The 7,076-nt window shown below is 28.4% G+C and carries 5 protein-coding genes and 1 pseudogene; 4 read left to right on the top strand and 2 right to left on the bottom strand.

The genetic code is table 11. From position 1 onward, the window contains the following. Positions 1-501, top strand: a pseudogene (locus tag BUB01_RS23420) (hypothetical protein); the annotation flags it as partial. A 42-nt stretch (positions 502-543) separates the two neighbouring features. On the opposite strand, the gene dusA reads toward BUB01_RS23420, so the two are convergent. Beyond that, complete coding sequence (gene dusA, locus BUB01_RS03050) at positions 544-1,584, bottom strand: tRNA dihydrouridine(20/20a) synthase DusA (RefSeq protein ID WP_072985192.1); 1,041 nt, start codon at positions 1,582-1,584, stop codon at positions 544-546. A 471-nt stretch (positions 1,585-2,055) separates the two neighbouring features. Here dusA and BUB01_RS03045 point away from each other — a divergent pair, with 471 nt between their 5' ends. Genes BUB01_RS03045 through BUB01_RS03035 form a run of 3 tightly spaced genes read left to right on the top strand, consistent with a single transcriptional unit; the run spans position 2,056 to position 5,906 of the window. Next, on the top strand, positions 2,056-3,138 hold the full coding sequence (locus tag BUB01_RS03045; RefSeq protein WP_072985190.1) for an ABC transporter ATP-binding protein: 1,083 nt from the start codon (positions 2,056-2,058) through the stop codon (positions 3,136-3,138). Between the two features lie 12 nt (positions 3,139-3,150). Next, positions 3,151-4,077 (top strand): ABC transporter permease, encoded by a 927-nt coding sequence (locus BUB01_RS03040; protein ID WP_084108235.1) that lies wholly within the window; start codon positions 3,151-3,153, stop codon positions 4,075-4,077. Between the two features lie 2 nt (positions 4,078-4,079). Beyond that, positions 4,080-5,906: an extracellular solute-binding protein gene (locus BUB01_RS03035; protein ID WP_143152441.1), complete on the top strand. Its 1,827-nt coding sequence runs from the start codon at positions 4,080-4,082 to the stop codon at positions 5,904-5,906. A gap of 80 nt (positions 5,907-5,986) precedes the next feature. Here the strand turns inward: BUB01_RS03035 and BUB01_RS03030 are convergent, their stop codons facing one another. Further along, entirely contained in the window at positions 5,987-6,922 is a 936-nt protein-coding gene (locus tag BUB01_RS03030; protein WP_072985186.1) for a cation diffusion facilitator family transporter, read from the bottom strand. Positions 6,923-7,076 lie beyond the last annotated feature (154 nt).

The raw sequence follows: 7,076 nt of genomic DNA, 5'->3' as shown, positions 1-7,076 counted from the left end.
GGAGCAACAGGAGTAACCGGAGCGACAGGAGTAACAGGAGCGACAGGAGTAACAGGAGCAACCGGAATAACTGGGCCGTTGAGTACAGGGAATAATGCTCAATTTATAACTGCAGTTTCACAACAATTAGCGGATAACGATTATGTTGAGTTAGTTAATTCTGTGATAAATGGTTCTAATATTACCCATGTAAATGGAACAACAGATATAATATTACAAGGAGTTCACACTTACTATGTATCATGGGAGATTATTGCAATTGTGTCAGTTGCAGCAAGTGTATTTGATGGAATACTTGAGCTTAATGATCAAATAATATCAGGTAGTTTAGGTAGCTCAGGTACTATACAGCTTATTGGAAATGAAGGTGCTGCTAGCGGAAGTGCAGTATTTGTAGCTACAAAAGTTGGAGATAATGTGTTGAGATTACAATATATGACATCTGATGGAGGTATCAATACTATTACTTCAGCATCTGTATCAGTTATAGAGTTAGCATAGAAATAAGGGCTATTCACTTTTTTTGAATAGCCTGTTTTTAGATTAATATAAGTTTAAACTTTCTTCGGGAAGTTCCTTTAAAATTCTATTTATTATTTCAATACCGTTTCTAGCATTAAGATTAGGAGGTGACAAAAGCTGTTTAAATAATTTACTTCCTTTTTCACCTAAAAATAAAGATTGTATAGGATTAAGTAGTGCATAGGAGCTGGTGCCTATCAAGAGTTCTTTTTCAACATAGGGTAAGTAAGCTTCTAATATAGATTTTCTAGTGATGTTGCTCGCAATTCCTGTAGAAAGTTCATCAAATTTACTAAGCAAGTAACAATTTTCATAGGATGCTCTACCAATCATAACTCCGTCTACATAAGTCAACTGTTCTTTTATATCAGAAATAGTTTTAAATCCACCATTAATTTCTATATTTAAATAAGGAAAATCTTTTTTTAATTTATGGACTAAAGTATAGTCTAAAGGTGGTATTTCCCTATTTTCTTTAGGACTTAGGCCTTTTAAAATAGCTGAACGAGCATGAATAGTATATCTATCAGGCCTTGCCTTTGAAATAGCTTCTAAAAACTCTAATAAATCTTCATAACCTTCTAAAATTATTTTGCTGTTTTTAGGATTTAAAATGTCCTCACCGTTAATTCCTATTCTATGTTTTATGGTAATAGGTTTTTTAGTAGCTTCTTTCATAGCAATAAGAATTTCAAAAACTAACTTTTTATCAGCCATTAAAGCAGCACCCATTAAATTACCAGATACCCTATCAGATGGACATCCACAATTAAGGTTTATTTCATCATAATCATAATTTTCAGCAATTTTCACAGCTTTAAATGCATCTTCTGGATTACAAGCTGCTATTTGAAGTGCCACAGAACCTTCATCTTTTTTATTAAAAAATAAATGCTTATCAGTATCAGTATTTATTATAGATTGTGCAGAAATCATTTCCGTATATAAAAGGGTGTTTTTTGTAAGTATTCTAGAGAAGGCTCTGAAATGCCTATGAGTTTTATCGACCATAGGAGCTATACTTACTTTTGGAGTTTGTATTTGAGAAATATATTTTTCCATAATTTCTCCTTTCTTTTGTTTTGGCATATGAATGAAAACATTAAATTAAAGATTTCAAGTACAAATCAAAGTAAGTGACTATACTAGATCATTATTTTTTAAATATGCCTTAGATTTAAATATATTATACAAGAGATTAAATAATATATGAAGAGGAACTTTAAAAACTGAAAATGTATAAATATAAAGCAAAACTAAAAAGTGTGCATAAATATAAAATGTTTAAAATAATTAATTTAAAAATAAAATATAATAATTAAAACAATAAAGTAAAGGTTTTTATTTTTCAAATTTATAAAAGTTACAAACTATGTTGTTAAAAATGTAATAATATGCTATATTCATTTCAGTTATAGTTACATAGCTATCCGAATAATTATAATTCTATTTAATAAAACTTCTTATTGGCTAAAGGTGGTCATTAGGGGTTTTTTGTTTTTTAATTTTAAAATAAAAAGGAGTTGTTAAGGTGTGACAGGAGATGTTTTTCTTAGCTTAAAAAATGTTTGTAAAAGTTTTGATGGAAACCTAGTGTTAAAAGGATCTAATTTAGAAATAAGGCAAGGTGAATTCCTAACGCTTTTAGGGCCTAGTGGGTGTGGTAAAACAACAACACTTAGAATGATAGCTGGTTTTGAGATTCCAAGTAGTGGAGAAATAATAATAGATGGTGAGAATGTAACAAATGTTCCAGCCTATGAAAGATGTGTAAATACTGTATTTCAAAATTATGCACTTTTTCCGCATATGAATATTTTTGATAATATTAGCTTTGGACTTAGAATGAAAAAAGTTAGTAAAAATGAAATTTCAAAAAGAGTAACTGAAATTTTAAAAATAGTTCAGTTAGAAGGCTATGAAAGTAGATTACCTTTCCAATTAAGTGGAGGTCAAATGCAACGTGTTGCAATAGGGAGAGCACTTATAAATAACCCAAAGGTATTATTACTTGATGAACCGTTAGGAGCTTTAGATTTAAAACTTCGCAAACAGATGCAACTAGAGCTTAAGCATCTTCAACGAAAGCTTGGTATAACCTTTATTTTTGTAACACATGATCAAGAGGAAGCACTAACTATGTCAGATAGAATAGTAGTTATGAATAAAGGTGAAATAGAACAAGTAGGTACACCTGAAGAAGTATATGAAAGACCAGCTACAAGATTTGTAGCAGATTTTTTAGGTGAAACAAACCTTTTAGAGGGAGAAACTATTAAAATTAAAACTGATGAAGTTCTTTTAAATTTAGAAGAAGAGGATGACATTATAAGAATTCCTAATTTAGATTATAAAATAGGAGATAAATTTTTAGTATCTGTTAGACCTGAAAGGATAAAAATAAAATCCAAAATAGATGAAGGAGATGTATGGCTTACAGCCAGGTTTAAAGAGCGTATTTATGTTGGAGCAATAATAAAAACTGTATTACAACTTAAGAATGGAAAAGATATAATAGTTAATGAAATAATAGATGATAGTTATGATTTTGAAAATTCAGGTGATACAGTATATGTAACTTGGAAATCTAATCATACAGTAGTAATAAAGGGGTAGGAGGGTATAAAAATGATTCAAAAATCCTACGTTAGTAATAATAAAATCACTTTGAAAGCAAGAAATATTAATTATATAAATAATAAGATAAAAAAATTAACAGGACCTGCTGCATTTTTACTACCAGTTTCACTGTGGATGTTAGCTTTTTTCTTAATACCTATTATAATAATATTAATTGTAAGTTTTTGTACAAGAGGAGAATTTGGTGATATAAAATATACACTTACATTTTCAAATTATTTAAGACTTGCGAATCCGCTTTATATTGATATATTTATAAAATCTTTAGGGATAGCAGTATTGACAACAATAATATGTTTAGTATTTGGTTATCCGTTTGCATTTATAATAGCAAAAGCACAAAAAAAGATTAAACCAATACTATTGTTATTAGTAATTTTACCATTTTGGACAAATTCCTTGGTTAGAAGTTATGCTATGATTATTATACTAAGAACAGAAGGATTACTTAATATGTTACTTTTGAAGTTTAATATAATAGCATCACCTATGCATATTATGTATACAGATATTGCAGTCATGATAGGAATGCTTTATATGATGTTTCCATTTATGGTTTTACCCCTTTATGCAGCTATCGAAAAGCTTGATATGAGGATATTAGAAGCTGCTGATGATTTAGGTGCTACGCCTATACAAAAATTTATTAATATTACTTTGCCACTTACAAAATCAGGTATACTTTCAGGTTCATTACTAGTTTTTGTGCCAACATTAGGTTTGTTTTTTATAACAGATTTAATGGGAGGAAGTAAGGTAGTACTTATGAGTAATCTTATAAAAAATCAATTTTTAACAGCTAGAGATTGGCCTTTTGGAGCTGCTATATCCGTAATTTTAATGATTGTAATGATAATATTTATATTAATATATACTAAGCTTGGTGGAAAAACGGATAAAGGAGGCTTAGTATAATTATGAAAAAGGGTGCTAAATATGTATATGCGTTTTTAATATTTATGTTTCTTTATATACCTATAATGGTACTTATAGCTTTTAGTTTTAATAAATCAAAATTAAATGTTATGTGGACTGGTTTTACATTTGATTGGTATAAAAGTTTATTTTCAAATGTAGGTATATTAGAGGCGGTAAAAAATTCATTTGAAGTTGCAGTCATATCTACTATTATATCTGTAATAATAGGAACTTTAGCAGCGATAGGACTTTATAGATATAATTTTAAAGGTAAGAAACTTTTAGATACAGTATTATATTTACCATTAGTTATACCAGAGATAGTTATGGGTATATCTTTGCTAGCCTTTTTTTCACTTATAAATGTGCCGCTTGGAAAAATTTCTTTAGTTATAGCACATGTTACTTTTAGTATAGCTTATGTGATAGCTGTAGTTAAAACAAGGTTAGATGGTTTTGATAAATCAGTGGAAGAAGCAGCTATGGATTTAGGGGCTAATCCTTTTAAAACATTAATTTATGTAACATTACCGATAATAATGCCAGGTGTAATAGCAGGAGGTTTATTAGCATTTACCCTTTCCTTAGATGATGTAATAATAAGTTTCTTTGTATCAGGACCTAATAGTACAACATTACCATTAAAGGTGTTTTCTATGGTTAAGTTTGGAGTTACCCCAGAAATAAATGCTTTATCTACTATAATATTAATATTTACAGTTATAATATTGATATTATCTGCAAAGCTTACTAAAATACATCTAACAATGAAAAGGGTAGGAATTATATTAATAACAATGTTCATTCTAGTTGGTTCTTTAGGTTATGGAATTTTTGGAATGACTAAAGTTCAAGCTAAAACGCAGGAGGAACTTAATGTATTTAATTGGTCAGAATATCTTCCGCCAGAAGTTATAGAAAAGTTTGAAAAAACTTATAACATAAAGGTTAATTATTCTACTTTTTCATCTAATGAAGAAATGCTAGCAAAGCTTATGGCAGGTGGTGGAGACTATGATATTGCTGTTGCTAGTGATTTTATGGTAGAAATTCTTAAAAAACAAGAACTTATACAAGAAATAAATAAAAATGATATAAGTAATATGAGTAATTTAAGTGAAGATTTTTTAAATTTACCATTTGATAAAGGAAACAATTATAGCATTCCATATATGTGGCTTGCTGGCATTATAGGGTATGACAAAACAAAAGTAAAGTTAGGAGAAATAACAGGATACGCTGATTTATGGAAAAGTGATTTTAAAAATTCTATAACATTATTAGATGATGAAAGAGTTATTATAGGTATTACTCTTAAAAAATTAGGATATTCAATAAATGAAACAGATCCTATCGCTTTAGAAAAAGCTAGGGAAGAGCTTAAGAAGTTGCAAACAAATGTAAAGTCTTATGATAGTGATAGTCCCAAAACTAGTCTTATAAATGGAGAGTCTAAAATCATATTTGCTTGGGGGGCAGAGGCAAGTCTTGCAAAAAGAGAAAATAAAAATATAGAATATGTAATACCTAAGGAAGGACTGTTTCTTCAACAAGATAACTTTGTAATACCAAAAGGAGCTAAGAATACAAAGGCAGCAGAAAAATTCATAGATTTTATTTTACAACCAGAGATAAGTGCAGAAATATCTAAAAAATTTCCTTATGGAAATCCTAATAAAGAAGCTTATAAATATATAGATAAAAAGATAATGGAAGATAAAGCTGTTTATCCTGATAATATATATTTAAAAAGAGGAGAATACCTTAAGGATATAGGAGATAAAGTTAAGGATTTTGATGAAATTTGGTCAAAAGTAAAACAATAAATATATACAATTAAAGTCTAGGTATTAGCCTAGACTTTAATTGTTTTGGATTCTATTATTTATATTAAGTAAATGTAACTTTAAGCCGATGTTGAATTTGATTTTGAAGTTTTTCTTTGACATATAGAATTATTAAAATGATCGCAGGTTGTACAATCGTTCTTACATGATTCTAAGTGGATTAGTACTTCAGTATTTGCAAGAGAATTTTGAAGAGCTGTTTCTATATTACAAGCTAAATTATAAGCTTCTTCTACTGTTAAATGTTTTGGCATAACTAGGTGTAAGTCAATATATTTTTTACTACCAGCTTTTCTTGTTCTTAAGTTATGAAAATTACAATAAACTGAATTATAGCTATTTATAAGTTTTTCGATAGCTTCTATTTCTGCATCAGATATTTTAGTGTCTAAAAGGGGAGAAAAAGCATTCATAAATAATTCTATAGATTCTTTAATTATGAAACAGGAAACAAGTATTGCTATTAATGGATCTAAAAATGTTATCTTAGTAAAGAAGATAAGCATTAAACCAAGTGCTACGCCTAAAGAAGTATATACATCTGCCTTTAAGTGTAAAGCATCTGCTTCTAGGGCTATGGAATCATTTTCCTTAGCTACTATATAAAGCTTTCTAGATACTAAAAAGTTTACGAAAGAGGAAATCGCCATAACTAAAAATCCAATACCAGGAGATGATATTTCATGAGGTATAAAAAGTTTCTTAAAAGCTTCTACTATTATCCATATAGCAGGTAGAAGTATTAATAGGGCTTCTATAACTCCAGATATATTTTCATATTTTCCGTGACCATAAGGGTGTTCTTTATCAGCAGGCTTGTCAGAAAACTTAACAGATATAAATGTTATAAGAGAAGCTAGTAAGTCCACTGTGGAATGGATTGCTTCTGAAAAAATACTCATAGAGCCAGTTATTATAGATACTATAACTTTTAATATTATTAATAATGTATTTGAGAATATAGATAAACGAGCAATTTTTATTTTACTATTCAAAATAAGACCTCCATTTTAAAATTAATTAAAAAACTAAATGATAATTAAGATTCAATATCAAATTCTATGCATTCTCAATTAAAACTCAAATGATAATAAAATCATTATAAAATAAAATTTAGAACAATTCAATAAAGAAATGAAAATATATAGT

Source organism: Clostridium cavendishii DSM 21758 (genome assembly GCF_900141845.1).
GTDB lineage: Bacteria > Bacillota > Clostridia > Clostridiales > Clostridiaceae > Clostridium_AG > Clostridium_AG cavendishii.
The sequence above is the reverse complement of the archived record's forward strand: the minus strand, read 5'-3'. Positions and strand labels throughout refer to the sequence as shown.